The following is a 19,266-nucleotide window of genomic DNA, read 5'->3' as shown; positions in this document are numbered from 1 at the left end:
CCGTCGCGCGCCGGACCGCATGTCCATCCGGCGATCGAGCCGGATCCAGGAACCTCGGAGTTCGCAGTGACCCCTTCCCTTCGTCCCGCGCGTCGCCCGTTCCGGGCGGCCGTTCGTGCCGGTGTCGCCGTCGGCGGCGCCGTCCTGCTGCTGCTGGCCGCCGCGCCCGCCGCGCTGGCCCATGACCGGCTGAAGAGCAGCTCACCCGCCGACGGCGCCAAGCTCGCGCAGGTGGAGAGCATCGAGCTGGAGTTCACCTCCCGCATGACCCTGCCGACCCTCGTGCTCGACGGCCCGGCGGGCGAGAACCTGCCGCTGGGCAAGCCGCGGGCCCAGGGCGTCACGGTGAAGGCCGAGCCGGCCGCGCCGCTGGAGCCCGGCAAGTACCGGCTGGCCTGGCGGGTGGTCTCCTCCGACGGCCACCCGATCGCCGGCGAACTGCGTTTCACCGTCACCGCCCCGGCCACCCCGACCGCGAGCGAGCCCGAAACCACCCCGACCGAGACCACGTCCGAGACCCCGAGCTCGACCGGGACCTCGGCCGAGGTCGCCCCGGCGGCCTCCTCGTCACCGGTCGCCCAGGCCGAGGCGGACACGGGCTCGGGCGGCGTGCCCGGCTGGTTGTGGGTGGCGGCGGCTGCGCTGGTCGCGGGCGGCGCCGCGACCGTCGTGGCCGGCCGCCGCAAGCGCACCACCGGGGACGCCGACCCGAGGCCCTGACCGGGTCGCGGGCGCTCCAGGTCGCCATGCGACCCCAGCCCCTGGCCGGGTCGCGGGCGGTCTAGGTGGCCATGGCCGCCGGCAGGCGCGGCCGGAGGGCCCTGCGGTGTTCCAGGCGGGCCACCGCCAGGGCCGAGACCAGCCCCGCGAAGGTGAGTGACAACCAGGGCAGGCCCGCCCAGCCCGCGTCGGCGGCGACGTCCAGCAGCGCGCCCGACAGCAGGTTCCCGGCCAGGATCCCCGCGCCGGAGGCCAGGTTGTACAGGCCGTAGTAGGTGCCGACCAGCTCCTCGCCCGCCATGTCGGCGATGGTGGCCATCTCGAACGGGAAGGCCACCAGCGTCCCGGCGCCGAGCAGCAGCGCGCACAGCAGCGCGGCCGTCAGCGTCGCCGCCCGCGGCAGGTGGAGCTGCGCGGCGGCGACCATGGGCAGGAAGGCCGTCCCCATGAGGGCCAGCCCGCGGGTGATCGCCTGTCCGCGGCTCCACCGTTCGCCGCACCAGGCGGTCAGGCGCACCTGCCCGGCGATGCCGAGCAGCGCCGACACCGCGTACAGGGCGGTCACCGCCCACTGGCCGCCGCCGGCTCGCTGCACCTGCAGCGGCAGGGCGAGGTACATCTGGTACGACAGCGCGTACGAAGCGATCATCGACGCCGCGAACGAGACGAACGCGCGGTCACCGAACGCCTGCCGCCACGCCCGCAGCACCGGCTGCCGCGCCCGCCCCGGCTCCCGGGGCCGCGCGGGCAGGTAGAACCCCTGCAACACGGTCAGGACGGCGAAGATCCCCGCCGCCCCCAGGCACACCGCGGTGAACCCGCCCGCCAGGAGCAGCACCCCGAGCAGCGGCCCGAGCAGGATGCCGCCCTGGTAGAACACGTTGAACACGGCGAAGGCCGCCACCTTGCGCGGCCCCGCCGCGGCGGCCAGGTACGCGCGGGCGGCCGGGTTGAACAGCGCACCGGCCAGTCCTGTGATCACCGCGGCCGCCACCAGCAGCGGCAGCGACGTGGTGAGCCCGAACAGCGCGAACCCCACGGTACGCAGGGCGCACCCCGCCATGATCATGGGTTTGTGCCCGAACCGGTCGGCCAGCGTGCCGCCGATCAGGAACATGCCCTGCTGGCTGGCGTTGCGCAGGCCGAGGATGAGCCCGATCGTCCAGGCGGCGAGCCCCGCGCCGGCCGACAGGTGCTGGGCGAGGTAGGGCATCAGCATGTAGAAGCCGATGTTGATGCCCGCCTGGTTGATCTGCAGCAGCCGGATCGGCCGGTCGAAGGAGCGGAACTGCGCCAGCGTGGCCTTCATCGCCGGCCCGCCAGCGGGTCGCGGACGGCGGCGCAGCGGGTCCAGCGGCGCACCTCGCGCTCGGCGGGGTCGTCCAGCTCGTCGGGCGCGTCGGCCGGGGTGACGCCGAGCAGGCCGTGGGCGCGGCAGTAGCCGTCGTCGAACACGGTGTTCCAGTAGCGCCAGGGCCCGTCGGGGAAGACGGCGACGACGCAGCCGCCCGGCCCGGCCCGTCCGGCCAGCCAGCGCGCCACCAGGCTGACGGCTCCGGTGCTCCAGCCGCCGGAGACGTAGTGCTGGGCCGCCAGGGTGCGGCAGGCCCACACCGCCTCGGCGGCGCTCACCCAGTGGACCTCGTCGAAGGCGTCGTAGGCGACGTTGGCGGGGTGGATGCTGGAGCCCAGGCCGCGCATCAGGCGGTGGCGGTCGGGCTGCCCGAAGATGGTCGAGCCGACGGTGTCGACGCCGACCAGCCGCAGCCGGGGCAGGTGGCGGCGCAGCTCGCGGGTGATGCCCGCGCTGTGCCCGCCGGTGCCGACCGAGCAGACCAGCGTGTCGATGTGCGGCAGCTGGGACAGCAGCTCGCGGGCCAGCCCGGCGTAGGCGGCCACGTTGTCCGGGTTGCCGTACTGGTCGGGGCAGTACGAGCCGGGCAGCTCGGCCAGCAGCTCCTCGACCCGGTCGCGGCGGGCCCGCTGCCAGCCGCCGGTGGGATGCGGCTCCGGCACGATCTCCAGCCGTACGCCGTGGCAGGCCAGCAGCCGCTGCATGAGCGGTTCCATGCCGGGGTCGGCGACCAGGACGACCGGATGGCCGAAGGTGATGCCGGCCAGGGCCAGCCCGAGGCCGAGGGTGCCGCTGGTGGACTCGACGATGGTCGCGCCGGGGGCCAGCTCGCCCCGGGCGCGGGCCTGCCGGACCATGTGCAGGGCGGGCCGGTCCTTGATGCCGCCCGGGTTGAAGCCCTCCAGCTTGGCCCAGAAGCCGCCGCCGTCCGCGACGAACGGCGCGGCGACGAACGCCAGCGGTGTGTTTCCGACGGTGACGCAAATACCCGAATTTCCGATGGCGGGCAGAATGTCAGGGCGCGGCAAAGTGTCGTACGACATTGGTTGTTATCCCCGAGATGAACGGCGTCCGCGCGGCACGGAAGACGCCGCGGGCGCGGTGGAAAAGGACGACGGCGAAAGACGCGCGTCCTATATGCGCATCACGCGGAGATTTTCGCGGCCTGAAACGGCTTGTCGCGAGGCGGCCCGCGGCGCGGGTCGTACGGGCCCGGACACGACGGCCGCGGGCCCGGCGGCGAGCACGGGGACGGCGGCCACGGGCGGCGCGGCGGCGGCGGTCGCCGCGCACTCCTGCTCGGTGCCGTGCAGGTGGCCCGGCGGCAGCTCGCCGTGCAGGCACCCGGCGTCGCGCACCGGCATCCGCCCGGACAACCAGCTGACGTGCCGATGCACGTCGAGGTGGGCGCTCTGGACGGACGGCGCGGGGCCGCCCTGGGCCCGCTCGGACAGCTCGACGGCCGCGCACGCGCCGCCGTGCGCGAACACGACGGTGATCAGCAGGGCGAGGGCCAGCATCGCGCGCGGCCACCACCGGCCGGCCCCCGAGGCGGGCGGGCGGAGCGCGCGGGCTGACCTGGACGTGAGCATCACCGCAGATCATGCCCGGCACGCGGCGCGGCGCGCCGGGAAAAGGCCAAGGCCGAGGTAAAGAAATTCCCGGCGCACGGGAATCGCCGCCGCCAACCGCTTCCAGATCTCCGGTTCGACGCCCTTGATTTCCCGCCGGATGGCGGGAACGACGGCGAGCCGTTTTCGCCGCGCGGCGGCATCTCCGCGACACTGGCATTCGCCGGCGCGGCCCCGATTCCGCGCCGCCCGACCTTGGGGGTGTCTCATGGCCCTGTCCAGACGCGCGGTCATCGCCGGGGCCGGCGCGCTGGCCGCGCTCCCCCAGGCGCTCCCCCAGGCGCTCCCCCAGGCGCTCCCGCAGGCCGCCGCCGCCGACGCCACGAGCCTGGCCCGGGACGAACGCTTCTGGGCGGGTGTGGCCGGGCAGTTCCGGGTCAGCGGCGACTTCGTCAACCTGGAGAACGGCTACTACGGGATCATGCCGGAGCCGGTCCGGCGCGCCTACCACCGCAACGTCGACGTCCTCAACGCCCGCAACTCCCACCTGCTGCGCACGGCGTACAAGGCCAGGGCCGACGAGGTGCGCGACCGGATCGCCGCGCTGCTCGGCGTGACCCGCGCGGAGATCGCGCTCACCCGGGGCGGCACCGAGGCGCTGCAGAACCTCATCTCCGGCTACCGGCGGCTGCGGCCCGGCGACGCCGTGCTCTACGCCGACCTGGACTACCCCGCCGCCCAGCACACCATGAACTGGCTGGCCGGGCGGCGCGCGGCCACGGTCGCCCGGTTCGTCCTCCCCGAGCCCGCCACCCGGCAGGCGGCGCTGGACGCCTACGAGCGGGCGCTGCGGACCACCCCGAGGGCCCGGCTGCTCCTGCTGTCGCACATGAACAACCGCACCGGCCTGGTGCTGCCGGTCCGGGAGATCGTCGCGATGGCCCGCGAGCGCGGCGTGGACGTCGTCGTGGACGCCGCCCACTCCTGGGGGCAGCTCGACTTCACCCTGCCCGCCCTCGACGCCGACTTCGCCGCGTTCTCGCTGCACAAGTGGATCGGCGCGCCCCTCGGCACCGGGTTCCTCTACATCCGCCGGGACCGGCTGGCCGACATCGAGCCCGTCTTCGGCGACGAGAGCTTCCCGGCCGGCGACATCCGCTCGCGGGTCCACTCGGGCACCATGGACGTCGCCGCGCCCCTCACGGTCCCCGACGCGCTCGACTTCCACCTGCGGCTCGGCGCGGCCGTCAAGCAGGCCAGGCTGCGGCACCTGCGCGACCGCTGGGTGAGCCAGGTCCGCGACCTGCCGGGCCTGCAGATCCTCACCCCGGACGAGCCCGGCATGTACGGCGCGATCACCGCCTTCCGCATCGCCGGCCGCACCTCCACGGCCGACAACGAGGCCGTCGCCGCCACCCTGCTGGACGCCTACGGCCTCTACACGGTCGCCCGCACGGGCATGGCCGGTGGCGACGCGGTCCGGGTCACCCCGGCGCTGTTCACCTCGGCGGCGCAGGTGGACCGGCTGGCGGCGGCGCTGCGGCGGCTGACCCCGCGGCTGCGGGCCTGAGACAGGTTGACAGATCACCGACATGTCCCGCTAAGTTAGACATGTGAACAGTTCTTCAGATGAGCATGTGTTGGCCGTGGACGGCTGCGCGGTCAAGGTGGTCGACGCCGACCGCGTCGCGGCCGTGCACGAGCGCATGCCCGCCGCCGCGGACCTGGCCGACACGGCGGACGTCTTCGGCCTGCTGTCCGACCCCAACCGGCTGAAGCTGCTGGTCGCCCTGCTGGACGGCGAGCTGTGCGTGTGCGACCTGGCGGCGGTGACCGGGCAGAGCGAGTCGGCGGTCTCCCACGCGCTGCGCCTGCTGCGCGCCCATCGCATCGTGGCCGCCCGCCGCTCGGGGCGGATGGCGTACTACCGGCTGGAGGATCCGCACGTACGGATGCTGCTCGACCTGGCGCTGGCTCACACCGAGCACACCGAGGCCATCCACCCCGAACGCGAAGGGACGTCGTGATGGGCGCCGGACACGGGCACGGACACGGACAGGCCCAGGGGCACGCCGGGGCCCGGCACCGCTGGCGGCTGGCGGTCTCGTTCGTCCTGATCGGCGCGTTCTTCCTGGTCGAGCTGGGCTACGGCCTCTTCTCGGGGTCGCTGGCCCTGATGTCGGACGCCGGGCACATGGCCGCCGACGTCGTCACGCTCGGCGCGGCGCTGGTCGCCACCAGGATCGCCGCTCGCCCCGACACCACCGGCCGGCGCAGCTACGGCTCCTACCGGGCCGAGATGTTCGCCTCACTGCTGGCCGTCGTGCTGATGCTCGGCGTCGCCCTGTACGTCGTGATCGAGGCGATCGGCCGCATCGGCGGGAACGCCGAGGTCTCCTCCGGCCCGATGCTCGTCGTCGGCGCCATCGGCCTCGTGGTGAACCTCGTGGCCCTGCTCCTGCTGCGCTCGGGCGCGAGCGAGAGCCTCAACGTCAAGGGCGCCTACCTGGAGGTCGTGGCCGACACCGCCGGCTCGGTCGGCGTCATCGTGGCCGGCTGGCTGGTGGCCGCCACCGGGCAGGCGTTCTGGGACACCGTCGTCGCGCTGGCCATCGGGGTGTTCGTGGCCGTCCGCGCGATCTCGCTCGGCCGGCAGGTGTTCGCGGTGCTCGGGCAGCACGTGCCCGAGGGCATCGACGCCGCTGCCGTGGCGGCCGACCTGGCCGCCATCGACGGCGTGCACAACGTGCACGACCTGCACCTGTGGACGCTCACCTCCGGCATGAACGTGGCCACCGCGCACCTGGTCACCGCCGAGCCGGGCGACAACCACGCCGTCCTGGACCGGGCCCGCGACGTGCTGCGGCAGCGCCACCACATCGCGCACGCCACGTTGCAGGTGGAGCCGGTCGACCACCAGGGCTGCGACGAACTGGGCTGGTAGCGGGCGGCGCACCGGCCCTGCCGTCCCCACGATGCACTTGTCCAACATTGGACGACTCAAATTCTTCCCACGGGTGGATTTGTCGGCTTATGTATTCTCCTGGGCCGCTGAATCGGGAAAGACACCTGTTTCATCTCAGTTCGAGGAGCTCGTATGCGCATCACCCTGCGCAGAGGCGCCTTCCGCGTCCTTGCGACGGCCGCGGCACTGTCCCTGCCTCTGGCTCTCCTTCCGACCGCGGCGCAGGCGGACCCCACGCCCGCCCCGGCCGAGAAGAAGCTGATCGACTCGGTCACCGCGCCGGCGGTGAAGAAACACCTTCAGGCGTTACAGAGCATCGCCGACGCCAACAACGGCAACCGCGCCGCCGGCACCAGCGGCCACCTGGCCTCGCGCGACTACGTCGCGGCCAAGCTCAAGAAGGCCGGTTACAACGTCACCCTCCAGCCGTTCGACATCGCCTACTTCCAGGAGAAGTCCACGGCGCTGATGGAGCGCGTCTCCCCCAGCCCGCGCGTCTTCACCCCGACCCCGCCCGACGGCTCCTCCGTCGGCGAGTTCGCCACCATGACGTACTCCGGGTCCGGCGAGGTCACCGCGTCGCTGCAGAACGTGGACCTCGTCCTGCCGCCCGGCCCGACGCCGAGCACGTCCAACTCCGGGTGCGAGGCGGCCGACTTCGCCGGGTTCACGCCGGGCAACATCGCGCTGCTGCAGCGCGGGACCTGCGACTTCGTGGTCAAGGCGAACAACGCCAAGGCCGCGGGGGCCGTGGCGGTGATCGTCTTCAACGAGGGCCAGCCGGGCCGCACCGCGACCCTGCGCGGGAACCTCGGCACGCCCGTCACCATCCCCGTGCTGGGCACCAGCTTCGACGTCGGCCTGGAACTGGCCACGACCGGCGGCGTGATCCACATCAAGACCGACACCGTCAGCGAGATGCGCACCACCTACAACGTCATCGCCGACTCCAAGTGGGGCGACCCGAACAAGGTGGTCATGTCCGGCGCCCATCTCGACTCCGTCCCGGCCGGGCCCGGCATCAACGACGACGGCTCCGGCACCGCCGCCACGCTCGCCGTCGCCGAGGCCCTGGGCAAGATCCCGACCCGCAACCGGCTGCGCTTCGCCTGGTGGAGCGCCGAGGAGCTGGGCCTGCTCGGATCGATCCACTACGTGGAGACCCTGCCCGCGGCCGAGCTGTCCAAGATCAAGCTCTTCCTCGACTACGACATGCTCGGCTCCACCAACTACGCCTTCAAGATCTACGACGGCGACGACTCCGACGGCGTCGGCGCCCCCGCGGGCCCGCCCGGCTCCGACGAGATCGAGAAGCTCTACGAGAAGTACTTCGACCTGCTGCACCAGGGACACAACGGCACCGACTTCGACGGCCGCTCCGACTACGGCCCGTTCATCGAGGCCGGCATCCCCTCCGGCGGCGTGTTCACCGGCGCCGAGGGCATCAAGACGCCCGAGGAGGCCGCGATCTTCGGCGGCACCGCCGGACAGCCCTACGACCCCTGCTACCACCAGGCCTGCGACACCATCGCCAACATCAACGACAAGGCGCTCGCGCTGAACACCGGCGCGGTCGCCACGGCGGCCGTCGTCTACGCCTACAGCCGCGACCTGCCCGGCCCCGACACCGCCCGGCCGGCCGCCAAGGCCCGGACCGCCACAAGCACCCTCAAGGCGACCGTCGAAGGCAGGGAGACCCGCTGACTCCGGCCCTTCCGTGCGCCCGCGCCGGGCGCACGGAAGGATCCGCTCACGCGTTCTACATGTAGATCGATTTGTCCAGTACGCTGATCAACGAGCATTTTGCGGAGAAATTGGAGAAACGCCATATTTTCTTTCTCGCGTCCCCGGGTTGGAATGCAAGCAGACCAGCGATTCACTGCTTCACCGGACGCCAGAAAGGCGGCGCAATGCACGTACTCGCTCAAGTCTCCGGCAACATCACCGCCATCGGTTACGGCCTGGCCGCGATCGGCCCCGGCGTGGGCGTCGGCATCATCTTCGGCCAGGGCGTGCAGGCCATCGCCCGCCAGCCCGAGGCGTATCCGCTGATCCGCCAGAACATCCTGCTCGGTTTCGTCCTCACCGAGGCGCTGGCCCTGATCGGGCTGGTGGCGCCGTTCATCTTCCAGTTCCTCAAGTAATCGCCGCGTTCCGCGACGCGAATGGCGAATTCGAGCTGAAGATGGGTGGCGATGACCGCCCCGGAGTCACGCCACCCCCACGACCATTCCTCCGCGGACGTTCCTCAGCCGACGTTCCTCAGCCGACGTTCCTCAGCGGACGTTCCTCAGCGCACGGGCAGGCCGGTTACCGCGCGGCCGATGATGAGCCGTTGAATCTCGCTCGTGCCCTCGAAAATCGTGTAAATCTTGGCATCGCGGTGGAAACGTTCCACCGGGTGTTCCCGGGTGTAGCCGGCGCCGCCGAGGATCTGGATCGCCTGTTCGGTCACCCACACCGCCGTCTCGCCCGCCACCAGCTTCGACATCGAGCCCTCGGCCTGCTCGAACGGCCTGCCGTTGCGGGCCATCCAGGCGGCGCGCCAGGTCAGCAGGCGGGCCACGTCGACGCGGGTCGCCATGTCGGCGAGCAGGAAGGCGATCGCCTGGTTGTCGCCGATCCTGCGGCCGAACTGCTCGCGTTCGCGGGCGTAGTCCCTGGCGTACTCGAAACCCGCGCGGGCGATGCCGACGGCCATCGCGGCGACCGACGGGCGGGTGGTCTCGAACGTGCGCATCGCGGCCTGCTCGCCGGCGCGTTCGCCGTTGCGGACCCTGGCCAGGCGGGCGTCCAGCTTCTCCTTGCCGCCCAGCAGGCACGAGCCCGGCACGCGCACGTCCTCAAGGATCACCTCGGCGGTGTGCGAGGCGCGGATGCCGTGCTTGCGGAACTTCTGCCCCATCGACAGGCCCGGCGTGCCGGGCGGGACGACGAAACTGGCCTGCCCGCGGGTGCCCAGGGACGGGTCCACCGAGGCGACGACCACGTGCACATCGGCGATGCCGCCGTTCGTGGCCCAGGTCTTGACGCCGTTCAGCACCCAGTCGCCGTTGTCGGGCACGGCGCGGGTGCGGATGGCGCCGATGTCGGAGCCGGCGTCGGGCTCGGAGGCGCAGAAGGCGCCCAGCTTGACGTCGTTCTCCGTGCCGAACATCTGCGGCAGCCACTCCCCCAGCTGCTCCGGGGTGCCGTTCGCGGACAGCGCGGCGGCGGCCAGGCCGGTGCCGACGATGGACAGGCCGATGCCGGCGTCCCCCCAGAAGATCTCCTCGAACGCCACCGGCAGGGCCAGGCCGCTCTGCTCGAACCATTGGGTGGCGAAGAAGTCCAGCGAGTACAGGCCGATCTTGGCCGCCTCCTGGATCACGGGCCAAGGGGTCTGCTCGCGTTCGTCCCATTCGGCGCCCGCGGGGCGGATCACGTCGCGGGCGAACGCGTGGACCCAGTCACGCACCTCGATCACGTCGTCACTGAGCTCCGGACAGAACCCGGTCATCGTGTCCACTCCCTGGCCGTTCCATTGTTACCGTCGGTAACACCCTACCGGCGAGTAGGGCTCGGCCGAAAGGTGCGACGGCCCGGCGACTCACGGTAATGTTCTGGTCACCGTACGCCCATGTCGATCGAGGAAGGCCGATGGACCGCCGGCTCGCCGCACTTCTCGCCGTCCTCGCGCTGGGGGCGGCGTATCTGCTGCTCAGGCCGGTCGCGGGCGTCCGTGCCGTCGCCTACTTCGACGCCGCCGTGGGGCTGTATCCGGGGTCCGACGTGCGGGTCCTCGGGGTGCGGGTCGGGCGGGTCGCCGCGGTCAGCCCGGCGGGCGCGCAGGTCCAGGTGGAGCTGGCGCTCGACGCCGGGCGCAAGGTCCCGGCCGCCGCGCAGGCGGTCATCGTCGCGCGGTCGCTGATCGCCGACCGGTTCGTGCAGCTCACGCCGCCGTACCGGGGCGGGCCCGTGCTCCAGGACGGCGGCACGCTGGGCCGGACCCGCTCGCCGGTCGAGATCGACGAGGCGTTACGCGGCTACGACCAGCTCACCGCGGCCCTCGCCCCACCGGTCTCGCCCGAGCCCGATTCGCCTCAGACCGGTTCTCCACGGCCCGGCTCCGCTCGGTCCGATTCCCCCCGGTCCGATTCCCCCCGGTCCGACACCCCTCAGCCCGACTCCCCGCGGCCCGACTCCCCGCGGCCCGGTTTCCCACGGCCCAACTCCCCGCGGCCCGGTTCGCCTTGGCCGGGGGCGGATGGTGTGGCGGCGGAGGAGCGTGGGGCGCTGGCGCGGTTGTTGCGGGTCGCGGCGGGCACGTTCGGCGGGCAGGGCGAGACGGTGGGGGCCACCGTGCGGGGCCTGTCCGACGCGGCCTCCGTGCTGGCCGGCGACGGCGACGACCTGGCTCAGACCGTCCGCGACCTGGCCACGATCACCGGGGCGATGGCCCGCGACGACGCGCGGATCCGGGCGTTCATGAAGGACCTGGCGGGCGTGTCGGCGCAGCTCGACGGCGAGCGCGAGGAGCTGCGCGCGGTGCTGGGCCAGTTGTCCTCCACGCTCACGCAGGTCGCCGACTTCGTCGAGGACAACAGGGGTGAGATCGCCGCCAACACCCGCGATCTCGCCCACCTCACCACCCTGCTGGTACGTCAGCGCGCGTCCATCGGCACGTTCCTCGACACCGCGCCGCTCGCCCTGAACAACGCGAACAACGCCTACGACCCCGTGAGCGCGACGTTCCGGGCCCGGTTCAATCTCAACGGCCAGACCGACGACGTCGCGATGTGGTTGTGCTCGCTGGCCCATTCCATGGACGGCGGCTGCGAGTCGCTGCTCGGCGCGCTCAACCCCCTGGCGCGGGCGCTCAACGACACCGTGGCGATCGACACGTCGTGGCTGCTGCCCGATGTGCGGGTCGACCGCCCCGACCTGTCGCTCGGCGGGCTCGTCACGATCCGCTGACCGCCTCACGCAGACCGGCCCCCATCAGGCGCCGGGTCGGCGTCCAGTGGGGGCCTGGGGGACGGGTCGGGCCGGGTCAGCGGGCGATACGGGTGGAGCGATGGGCGGAGGCGAGGACGGCCAGGGCGGCCACGCCCATGCCGATCGCCAGGCCGTACACCAGCGGGGTGAACCCGCCGAAGGCCGCCGCGAGCTGCGGGCCGACGCTGCCGCCGACGGCGAGCGCGAAGGAGAACAGCGCGAGCGCCGTGCCGCGGGCCGGTCCGGCCTGGGCGGAGATGGCCTCGTTCATGCTGGGCAGGCCGCCGGTGATGGCGGCGACGTAGACGGCCAGCAGGAGCACCAGGCCGAGGGCGCCGGCCCCGCTGAACGCGACGGCCGCCAGGGCGAGCGCGCCCACGGCCAGGAACGCGGCGGCCCTGGCCGTGGTGGGGATCCGGGCCAGCCACGGCATGAGCACCGGCATCAGCACGATCGAGGGCAGCCCGGAGGCGCGCAACGTGAGCAGGTCGGCGGCGGACGTGCCGCCGTAGATCTGCAACCCGGTGTAGACGGCGACGAACCCGGCCATCAGCATGACCGTCGCCAGGTAGCGCAGCGCGAGCACCCGGTCGAACAGCAGGCCGGGCACCGCGCGGTAGGCCGACAGCAGCGACCCCGCCGCCTCGCGCGGCAGGTCGGGCAGCATGACGGCGCGCAGGCCGAGCCCGGCGAGGGCGAAGCCGGCGGCCGACAGCAGGAACAGCCCCCGCCAGCCGATCGTCTCGACCAGCACCTGTGCGGCGACCTGCAACAACACGGCCGAGGCCAGGAAAGCGCCGGTCACCGCGGCGATGGCGATCACACGGCGCCGCGGCTCCAGCCGTTCGGCCAGGTAGGCCATGCCGGCGGGCGGGAACATCGCCACGGCCACCCCCTGCAGGGCACGCAACACCAGGGCCACCTCGACGTTCGGGCTCAACGCCACCAACGCGCTGGTCAACGCGGCAAGCGGCAGACCGGCCATCAGCAGGCGGCGGCGGCCGTACCGGTCGGAAAGGGGGCCGAACACCAGGAACCCGATGCCGTAGCCGGCGCCGAACGCGGTGACCAGCCAGGTCAGGCCGCCGGGTGAGGCGTGCCAGCCGGTCGCCATGTCGTGCAGCAGGGGGATCACGATGTACAACTGGCCGCTGCACAGGACCGCGGTGAGGGTGAACGCCAACAGGGTGCGGCCGAAGCGGGCGTAATCGGTACGGATGGCCGGAGCGGCCGCCGTACGGGAAAGCGTGAGTGCCATGGGAGAGGACGGTAGCCAACCAACCAGTTGGACGTCAACTAGTTAGTTGGTTTTCAACCAACTAGTTGTTGGTGGCAGAATGGTGGCATGTCACCCAAGGTCTCGACCGCCGCCACCCGGGCCGCCCTGCTCGAAGCCGCCCGCGAGGAGTTCGCCGCGTACGGCGTGGCGGGGGCGCGCGTGGATCGCATCGCGGAGCGTGCCGGCGTCAACAAAGAGCGCATCTACGGGCATTTCGGCAACAAGGAGAAGTTGTTCGACGCCGTCATCAACGAGGCGCTCGACGACCTGACGTCGCAGATCGCCCTGCCCGGCGCCGACCCCGTCGACTACGTGGCCCGGCTGACCGACTACTACCGGCGCCATCCCGACCTGGTCCGGCTGCTCATGTGGGAGGCGCTCAACTACCGCGGCCAGGAGCTGCTGCCCGGCCAGGAGGCCAGGGTCGAGCGGTGTGCGCGCAAGGCGGCCTCGCTGGCCGAGGGGCGCGGCGAGCAGCCGTCGAAGGCGACGGCGCGCACGCTGTTCATGCTGACCGGGCTCGCGCTGTTCCCGTCGATGATGCCGCAGCTCGGGCGCATCATGCTGGGCGACGACGCCGACGACCACGACGCCATCCGCGACCAGATAAGCGCCTTCGTGACAGCGGCCCTCAAATAGCGCCTCACGGGACGCCCGCACGCTGACGCCGCAGGCCGGCGACGCAATCCTCACGAAGGCACGCCAAGCGCGACGCAGCCCGCAGAGAGGTGGGCCAAGGGCACGGCACCGTCCCGATGAGGGGCGACCGCTGTGGCGCATCATTCCGAAGGCAGGCCAGGGGCGGCTGAGCCGGCCGCGTCGGCGGGCCGAGGCGGCGGGAGGCGTTACGGAGGCACCGCCGTGCGCGGCGGGAGCCTCACGGAGGTGGTGGGGTGGGGCGGGGCAGGGTGAGCATCGGGGGGCGTTCGCCGATGGCGATCTGGCGGGTCAGGACGTCGTGGCCGCCCTCGCACCGCCGGAACTGGGCCAGCTCCACCCCCGGCGCATGACGGGCCTCGATCTTCCCCTGGCGCCGCAGCCGCGACCACGCGGCCAGCATGATCTGGGCCGCCATCCCCCCGAGCGCCTCCGTCGACTGCGGGGCGTGCTCGCGCGAGCCCAGGTCCACCTGGGCCAGGCCGTCCAGCCCGGCCAGGTCCAGCAGGTCGATGAGCAGGCCGAGCTCCACCCCGTACCCGGTCAGGAACGGCACGCGTTCCAGGGCCGAGCGGCGGCCGGCGTACTCCCCGGCGAGGGGTTGCACGAAACCGGCCAGTTCGGGCCAGTGCAGGTTGATCAGCGGGCGGGCGACCAGCTCGGTGACGCGGCCGCCGCCGTTGGGCGCGCCGTTCAGCGGACGGTCGTAGCAGCCCTTGGCGTAGGCCACGGTGGGATCGGTGAGCAGCGGCCCGAGCACCCCGGCGACCAGCGAGGCGCGGAAGTGCCTGATGTCGGCGTCGGCGAAGGCCACCACGTCGCCGGAGGTGACCGCCAGCGACTTCCACAGGGCCTCGCCCTTGCCCTCCAGCGGTGCGAGCTCGGGCAGGATGTCGCGCTGGGCGTGCACGGCGGCCCCGGCCCGCGCCGCCACGCGGGCGGTGTCGTCGGCCGAGCACGAGTCGATGACGACGAGCTCGTCCACCAGGCCGTCCAGCTCCCGCCGGATCACCTGGACGATCTCCCCCACGGTCTCCCGTTCGTCGCGGGCCGGCAGGACCACGCTCACCGTGGTGCCCCCCTTGGCCGCCACGAGGTCGCGCAGCGGCCAGTCCGCGGCGCACGACGTTCGGCGATGCCACCATTTCCGCACATCAGGCAGCATGTGCGACACCTCCCCCGTTCCCCCGCTTGTCAGCTTATGCGAGGGTCGCGTGACGCTCCAGGAAGGTATAGACGTCCGCCTCGTCCACGCCCGGGAACGACCCGGGCGGCAGGGCGGCCAGGATGTGCGAATTGGCCCGCGCGGACGGCCAGGCGTAGCCCTCCCAGCGTTCGGCCAGCTCAGCGGGCGGACGGCGGCAGCAGTCGCCGTTGGGGCAGCTGGATTTGGTGCGGTTGGTGGTCTCCCGGCCCCGGAACCACCGCGACTCCCGGTACGGCACCCCCAGCGTGATCGCGAAGTCCCGTTCCCGCGAGGGATCGACGTGCGCGACGCAGAAATAGGTGCCGGTGGGTGAGTCGGAATACTGGTAGAACACCGAGAACCGGTCGGGCGAGGCGAACACCTGTCGCCCCGACCACTGCAGGCACATCCGTTGCCCCTCGATGGCCCCCTGCTCGTCGGCGGGGAAGACGATGCCGTCGTTCTCGTACGCCTTGTAGATGGTGCCACCGGCGTCGTTGCGCACGAAGTGACAGACGAGGCCCAGGTGGTGGGTGGCCAGGTTGGTGAAGCGGTGGGCGGCCATCTCGTAGGAGACGGCGAACACGTCCCGCAGGTCCTCCACCGACAGCGCCCGCGCCGCCTTGGCCTCCTGGAGGTAGGGGGCGGCGGCCCGTTCGGGCACGAGCACGGCGGCGGCGAAGTAGTTGGCCTCGGTGCGCTGGCGCAGGAAGTCGGCGAAGTCGCGCGGTTTGCCGTGGCCGAGCGCGAGGTGCCCGAGCGTCTGGAGCAGGATCGTGCGCGGGGTGTGCATGCCGAGCTGCTCGTGTTTGACGTAGATGCGCCGGTTACGCAGGTCGGTGATGGAACGCACCGAGCGCGGCAGGTCCTGGGCGGTGTGGACGGTGTAGCCGAAGTGCGTGACCAGGCCCTGGATCGTGCTCTGGGACAGGGCTCCGGTGCGGTAGCCGACGGCGTCGAGGGCCTCGGCCGCGGCCTTCTCGATGTCGGGGAAGTAGTTGCCCACCTCGCGCTGCCTGCGCCGCAGCTCGGCGTTGGCGGCCCTGGCCTCCTCGGGGGTGGCGGTGCCGCGGGCCTGCCGGGCGCGCAGCTCGCCGTACAGGCCGAGCAGGTGTTCCAGGACGTCGTTGGGCACGCGCGCGGACACCTTGAGCCGGGGCAGGCCGAGACCGGCGTAGATGGGGTCGCGCTGCGCCTCCTCCAGCGCGATCTCCAGCTGGGCGCGCCGGTTGGGCGGCTGACGGCGCAGCAGCTCCTCGACGGGGACGCCCAGCGCGGTCGCCAGGGACTTGAGCAGCGAGAGCTTGGGCTCGCGCTTGCCGTTCTCGAGCAGCGACAGCTGGCTGGGCGCCCTGCTGACGCGCGAGCCCAGGTCCGACAGGGTGAGGCCGCGCTGTTTGCGCAGGTGGCGCAGACGCTGGCCGAACGCGATCAGATCGAGCTCCTGCGTCAAAGACAGCGGTTCTTCGCCTAGCAGGGACGCCATACAGGCATCTTAGACAGAAATTCGGCCCATTTTCTAGCCTTTGGCCACCCAGGGCGCGTCGCGGCGGTACGCGAGAGCCGCGTGCGGTTCGGGATGAGGATTGGTCTAGGCCAACAGGAAAACTTGCGATTTCTTCTCATCTGAATACCCACGAGTAATGCACGTCCCGGAAATTTTGACGCTTCTTCTCAGCTCTGGAGCCTATTGACCCGCGGCCTCCGGGCAGATCATCGACGTGAGCCCCAGGGGACGACAAAGGAGCGAACGATGAACGATCGCCTCAAGGGAGCTGCGGAGCAGCTGCAGGACAAGTGGGAGAACGACCCTCGCTGGGCGGGCGTCGAGCGCACGTACAGCGCGCAGGACGTCATCCGGTTGCGGGGAAGCGTCCAGGAGGAGCACACGCTGGCCCGGCTCGGCGCCGAGCGTCTGTGGGACCTGCTGCACACCGAGGACTACGTCAACGCCCTCGGCGCGCTGACCGGCAACCAGGCCGTCCAGCAGGTAAAGGCCGGGCTGAAGGCGATCTACCTGTCCGGCTGGCAGGTGGCCGCGGACGCCAACCTCGGCGGCCAGACCTACCCGGACCAGAGCCTCTACCCGGCCAACTCCGTGCCCGCCGTCGTGCGCCGCATCAACAACGCGCTGCTGCGCGCCGACCAGATCACCTGGTCGGAGGGCGTGCCGGACGCGCCGCACTGGCTGGCGCCGATCGTGGCGGACGCCGAGGCCGGGTTCGGCGGCGTGCTGAACGCGTTCGAGCTGATGAAGGGCATGATCGCGGCCGGCGCCGCGGGCGTGCACTGGGAGGACCAGCTCGCCTCCGAGAAGAAGTGCGGCCACCTGGGCGGCAAGGTGCTGATCCCGACCGGCCAGCACATCAAGACGCTCAACGCCGCGCGGCTGGCCGCCGACGTGTGCGGCGTCCCCTCACTGATCGTCGCGCGGACCGACGCACAGGCCGCGACGCTCCTGACCAGTGACGTGGACCCGCGCGACCAGGCCTTCACCACCGGCGAGCGCACCGCCGAGGGCTTCTACCGGGTGCGCAACGGCGTGGACTCCTGCATCGCCCGCGGCCTGGCCTACGCCCCCTACTCCGACCTGCTGTGGATGGAGACCGGCACGCCGGACCTGGACGTGGCCCGCGAGTTCGCCGAGGCGATCAAGGCCCGCTACCCGGACCAGATGCTCGCCTACAACTGCTCGCCGTCGTTCAACTGGAAGGCGCACCTGGACGACTCCACGATCGCCAAGTTCCAGCGCGAACTCGGGCACATGGGATACAAGTTCCAGTTCATCACGCTGGCCGGGTTCCACTCGCTGAACTACTCGATGTTCGACCTCGCCCAGGGCTACGCCACCGACGGCATGACGGCGTACGTCGAGCTCCAGGAGGCCGAGTTCGCCGCCGAGTCGCGCGGATACACCGCGACCAGGCACCAGCGCGAGGTCGGCACCGGCTACTTCGACCTGGTCAGCACGGCCGTCGCGCCCGACTCCTCGACGACCGCGCTCAAGGGCTCCACCGAGGAGGAGCAGTTCCACCACTGATCTGCTGAGCTCGCCGGCCACCTCCAGGGCATGGGACGGTTCCCCCGGCGAAGGGCCGCGCCGGCTCCCCCAGCCCGGCGCGGCCCATTTTTCTGCCTTTTCGATCCCAGCCCGGCGCGGCCCCCTTTTTCCTGTCCTCGATGCCCGTCATGTGATCAGCCGCCCTCCCGGGCCCACGACGGCAGGTCCTGCCGCTCGGTGATGTCGCGGACCAGCTGGGCGTGCGCGTCCTCGGCCTGCTGCCTGGTGGACCAGTGCAGGCTGAGCACCTCCTCGCCGCCCGTCCCCGGATCGGCGCCGGGCGGCGACAGGCGCACGGTCGACTCGAACAGCAGCGGCACCGTCCCCCCGTCGGCCTGGTCGAGCACCAGGTGCAGGGTGCGGATGCGGAACGTTCCCGCAGCGGTGCCGACGCGGTCGTCCCCGATCGTGCGCCGGGCGCGGTCGGCCAGCAGCTCCTGCGCCCGCGCCGGGCTGATGGGGTTGCCCTCGATGTCGTAGTAGCTCATGTACGGCCTCGCTCTCGGGTGCGGGAGGGGGACCACGCTTCCCCCGCTCACCTCGATCATGAGGCATGCGCGGTCAGGACGCTCCGGTGGCCGTCGGGGTGGCCGGGCCCGAGACGGTGGGGCCGGGCGACTCGCCGGGGCCGTCCTGGGGGATCGTGCTGATCGAGCCCGACGGCCGCGGGCAGTCGCGGCGGCCCCCGCCCCCGCGGCGGCGACCTGCCGGGCCGTCGCACGGACCGGGCTCCTCCCCGCCCGGATCACCCAGATCGCCCGGCCCGGACGTGCCGGACGGGCGGGCGGGACGGGACGGGCGGGACCGGCGGAAGTCGTCGGACCACCGGTCGGGTTCGGAGGTGAGGCTCGCGACGTGCCCGCCCGGCGTGCGGAGACGCGTGCCGGACACCGCGGGCGTGGCCGCGCTCGCCGCGCTCGCCGGGGGCGCCGCGCTCGCCGGGGGCGCCGCGTGGACGGACGGCCGGACGCCGTCGGGGGTCGCCGCAGGCCGATCGCTCGGGCGGGCGCTGTCCTGGGGCTGCACGACCGCGGTCTCGGGCAGCAGCGAGCCGCCGCCGAGGCTCAGGGCGTCCCCGCCGGAGGCCGCGATCACGGTGATCGCCGCGATCGAGACCGTGGCCAGCGCGGCGAAGCTGGCGTGCGACAGGTGCGCCCCGGCCTTCGCCCTGCTCCTGCGCCTGCTCCCGCGCTCGGACCCGGCCGGTTCCGCCGCCGATGTGACCGGCTCGCCCGCCCCGCCGCCCGCCGGACAGGGCACTTCCGCCCAGCTCCCGTCCAGCACGTCGGAGACCGCCCGGCGCAGGTCCCACGGATCGCCCACGCCCCCGGAGGCCAGCAGCGCCCGCAGCAGGCCGGCCGATCCGGGACGGGAAGCAGGATCCTTGGCCAGCGCCGCCTCCACGGCCGGGCGCAGCAGGACGGGCACGCCGTCCAGACGCGGCGGGTCGAACAGGATGCGCCGGGTCAGCACGTCCGCCTCGCCGCCGCCGAACG

General features: G+C 72.4%; 17 protein-coding genes and 1 pseudogene. 9 read left to right on the top strand and 9 right to left on the bottom strand.

Annotated elements, in window-relative coordinates:
• Positions 1-66: 66 nt before the first annotated feature.
• Entirely contained in the window at positions 67-720 is a 654-nt protein-coding gene (locus ACWCSD_RS25960; protein WP_449918567.1) for a copper resistance CopC family protein, read from the top strand.
• A gap of 61 nt (positions 721-781) precedes the next feature.
• Here the strand turns inward: ACWCSD_RS25960 and ACWCSD_RS25955 are convergent, their stop codons facing one another.
• The 3 genes from ACWCSD_RS25955 to ACWCSD_RS25945 form a co-directional block, all read right to left on the bottom strand.
• The gene (locus tag ACWCSD_RS25955) at positions 782-2,029 is read right to left on the bottom strand and encodes an MFS transporter (protein ID WP_449918564.1); all 1,248 of its coding nucleotides are present in this window, start codon (positions 2,027-2,029) and stop codon (positions 782-784) included.
• Entirely contained in the window at positions 2,026-3,117 is a 1,092-nt protein-coding gene (locus ACWCSD_RS25950) for a PLP-dependent cysteine synthase family protein (protein WP_358301516.1), read from the bottom strand. The genes ACWCSD_RS25955 and ACWCSD_RS25950 overlap by 4 nt, the downstream gene beginning before the upstream one ends.
• Before the next feature lie 90 nt (positions 3,118-3,207).
• Entirely contained in the window at positions 3,208-3,666 is a 459-nt protein-coding gene (locus tag ACWCSD_RS25945) for a hypothetical protein (RefSeq protein ID WP_397156003.1), read from the bottom strand.
• Between the two features lie 247 nt (positions 3,667-3,913).
• Between ACWCSD_RS25945 and ACWCSD_RS25940 the strand changes: the two genes are divergently transcribed.
• The 5 genes from ACWCSD_RS25940 to atpE all read left to right on the top strand — a co-directional run bounded on the left by ACWCSD_RS25940 (position 3,914) and on the right by atpE (position 8,754).
• Entirely contained in the window at positions 3,914-5,215 is a 1,302-nt protein-coding gene (locus ACWCSD_RS25940) for an aminotransferase class V-fold PLP-dependent enzyme (protein ID WP_449918561.1), read from the top strand.
• A 67-nt stretch (positions 5,216-5,282) separates the two neighbouring features.
• Positions 5,283-5,672: an ArsR/SmtB family transcription factor gene (locus tag ACWCSD_RS25935; protein WP_387669719.1), complete on the top strand. Its 390-nt coding sequence runs from the start codon at positions 5,283-5,285 to the stop codon at positions 5,670-5,672.
• Positions 5,672-6,589 (top strand): cation diffusion facilitator family transporter, encoded by a 918-nt coding sequence (locus ACWCSD_RS25930; RefSeq protein ID WP_449918559.1) that lies wholly within the window; start codon positions 5,672-5,674, stop codon positions 6,587-6,589. Before ACWCSD_RS25935 ends, ACWCSD_RS25930 begins: the two co-directional genes overlap by 1 nt.
• 153 nt (positions 6,590-6,742) lie before the next feature.
• On the top strand, positions 6,743-8,314 hold the full coding sequence (locus ACWCSD_RS25925) for a M28 family metallopeptidase (RefSeq protein WP_449918558.1): 1,572 nt from the start codon (positions 6,743-6,745) through the stop codon (positions 8,312-8,314).
• 206 nt (positions 8,315-8,520) lie between these two features.
• Positions 8,521-8,754, top strand: a complete 234-nt coding sequence (gene atpE, locus ACWCSD_RS25920) for an ATP synthase F0 subunit C (RefSeq protein ID WP_352329951.1) — start codon at positions 8,521-8,523, stop codon at positions 8,752-8,754.
• Positions 8,755-8,900: 146 nt separating this feature from the next.
• Here atpE and ACWCSD_RS25915 read toward each other — a convergent pair whose 3' ends face one another.
• Positions 8,901-10,109, bottom strand: a complete 1,209-nt coding sequence (locus tag ACWCSD_RS25915) for an acyl-CoA dehydrogenase family protein (RefSeq protein ID WP_449918555.1) — start codon at positions 10,107-10,109, stop codon at positions 8,901-8,903.
• 140 nt (positions 10,110-10,249) lie between these two features.
• Here ACWCSD_RS25915 and ACWCSD_RS25910 point away from each other — a divergent pair, with 140 nt between their 5' ends.
• Positions 10,250-11,566 carry an MlaD family protein gene (locus ACWCSD_RS25910; RefSeq protein WP_449918553.1) on the top strand — a complete coding sequence of 439 codons (1,317 nt, stop codon included), beginning with the start codon at positions 10,250-10,252 and terminating at the stop codon, positions 11,564-11,566.
• A 76-nt stretch (positions 11,567-11,642) separates the two neighbouring features.
• Here ACWCSD_RS25910 and ACWCSD_RS25905 read toward each other — a convergent pair whose 3' ends face one another.
• Positions 11,643-12,845 (bottom strand): MFS transporter, encoded by a 1,203-nt coding sequence (locus tag ACWCSD_RS25905; RefSeq protein WP_449918550.1) that lies wholly within the window; start codon positions 12,843-12,845, stop codon positions 11,643-11,645.
• Positions 12,846-12,932: 87 nt separating this feature from the next.
• On the opposite strand from ACWCSD_RS25905, the gene ACWCSD_RS25900 reads away from it, so the two are divergent.
• The gene (locus ACWCSD_RS25900; RefSeq protein ID WP_397155990.1) at positions 12,933-13,505 is read left to right on the top strand and encodes a TetR/AcrR family transcriptional regulator; all 573 of its coding nucleotides are present in this window, start codon (positions 12,933-12,935) and stop codon (positions 13,503-13,505) included.
• A gap of 238 nt (positions 13,506-13,743) precedes the next feature.
• Here ACWCSD_RS25900 and ACWCSD_RS25895 read toward each other — a convergent pair whose 3' ends face one another.
• Positions 13,744-14,688, bottom strand: a complete 945-nt coding sequence (locus ACWCSD_RS25895; protein ID WP_397155988.1) for a glucosyl-3-phosphoglycerate synthase — start codon at positions 14,686-14,688, stop codon at positions 13,744-13,746.
• A 34-nt stretch (positions 14,689-14,722) separates the two neighbouring features.
• The gene (locus ACWCSD_RS25890) at positions 14,723-16,195 is read right to left on the bottom strand and encodes a helix-turn-helix domain-containing protein (RefSeq protein WP_352351541.1); all 1,473 of its coding nucleotides are present in this window, start codon (positions 16,193-16,195) and stop codon (positions 14,723-14,725) included.
• Between the two features lie 267 nt (positions 16,196-16,462).
• On the opposite strand from ACWCSD_RS25890, the gene aceA reads away from it, so the two are divergent.
• Entirely contained in the window at positions 16,463-17,749 is a 1,287-nt protein-coding gene (gene aceA / locus ACWCSD_RS25885; protein ID WP_352351543.1) for an isocitrate lyase, read from the top strand.
• 155 nt (positions 17,750-17,904) lie between these two features.
• Here aceA and ACWCSD_RS25880 read toward each other — a convergent pair whose 3' ends face one another.
• Together ACWCSD_RS25880 and ACWCSD_RS25875 are read right to left on the bottom strand one after the other, a co-directional pair.
• Positions 17,905-18,258, bottom strand: coding sequence for a hypothetical protein (locus ACWCSD_RS25880; RefSeq protein WP_352351545.1), 354 nt, complete (start codon positions 18,256-18,258; stop codon positions 17,905-17,907).
• Between the two features lie 73 nt (positions 18,259-18,331).
• Positions 18,332-19,266: pseudogene (locus ACWCSD_RS25875) on the bottom strand (hypothetical protein); the annotation flags it as partial.

It is taken from the genome of Nonomuraea sp. NPDC001684 (genome assembly GCF_053596515.1).
This window is presented reverse-complemented; position numbering and strand designations above follow the sequence as displayed.

Coding starts and splice junctions, on each gene's coding strand:
- ACWCSD_RS25955 (WP_449918564.1), bottom strand. CDS start 2,029: ATGAAGGCCACGCTGGCGCAGTTCCGCTCCTTCGACCGGCCGATCCGG.
- ACWCSD_RS25950 (WP_358301516.1), bottom strand. CDS start 3,117: ATGTCGTACGACACTTTGCCGCGCCCTGACATTCTGCCCGCCATCGGA.
- ACWCSD_RS25945 (WP_397156003.1), bottom strand. CDS start 3,666: ATGCTCACGTCCAGGTCAGCCCGCGCGCTCCGCCCGCCCGCCTCGGGG.
- ACWCSD_RS25940 (WP_449918561.1), top strand. CDS start 3,914: ATGGCCCTGTCCAGACGCGCGGTCATCGCCGGGGCCGGCGCGCTGGCC.
- ACWCSD_RS25930 (WP_449918559.1), top strand. CDS start 5,672: ATGGGCGCCGGACACGGGCACGGACACGGACAGGCCCAGGGGCACGCC.
- ACWCSD_RS25925 (WP_449918558.1), top strand. CDS start 6,743: ATGCGCATCACCCTGCGCAGAGGCGCCTTCCGCGTCCTTGCGACGGCC.
- atpE (WP_352329951.1), top strand. CDS start 8,521: ATGCACGTACTCGCTCAAGTCTCCGGCAACATCACCGCCATCGGTTAC.
- ACWCSD_RS25915 (WP_449918555.1), bottom strand. CDS start 10,109: ATGACCGGGTTCTGTCCGGAGCTCAGTGACGACGTGATCGAGGTGCGT.
- ACWCSD_RS25910 (WP_449918553.1), top strand. CDS start 10,250: ATGGACCGCCGGCTCGCCGCACTTCTCGCCGTCCTCGCGCTGGGGGCG.
- ACWCSD_RS25905 (WP_449918550.1), bottom strand. CDS start 12,845: ATGGCACTCACGCTTTCCCGTACGGCGGCCGCTCCGGCCATCCGTACC.
- ACWCSD_RS25900 (WP_397155990.1), top strand. CDS start 12,933: ATGTCACCCAAGGTCTCGACCGCCGCCACCCGGGCCGCCCTGCTCGAA.
- ACWCSD_RS25895 (WP_397155988.1), bottom strand. CDS start 14,688: ATGCTGCCTGATGTGCGGAAATGGTGGCATCGCCGAACGTCGTGCGCC.
- ACWCSD_RS25890 (WP_352351541.1), bottom strand. CDS start 16,195: ATGGCGTCCCTGCTAGGCGAAGAACCGCTGTCTTTGACGCAGGAGCTC.
- aceA (WP_352351543.1), top strand. CDS start 16,463: ATGAACGATCGCCTCAAGGGAGCTGCGGAGCAGCTGCAGGACAAGTGG.
- ACWCSD_RS25880 (WP_352351545.1), bottom strand. CDS start 18,258: ATGAGCTACTACGACATCGAGGGCAACCCCATCAGCCCGGCGCGGGCG.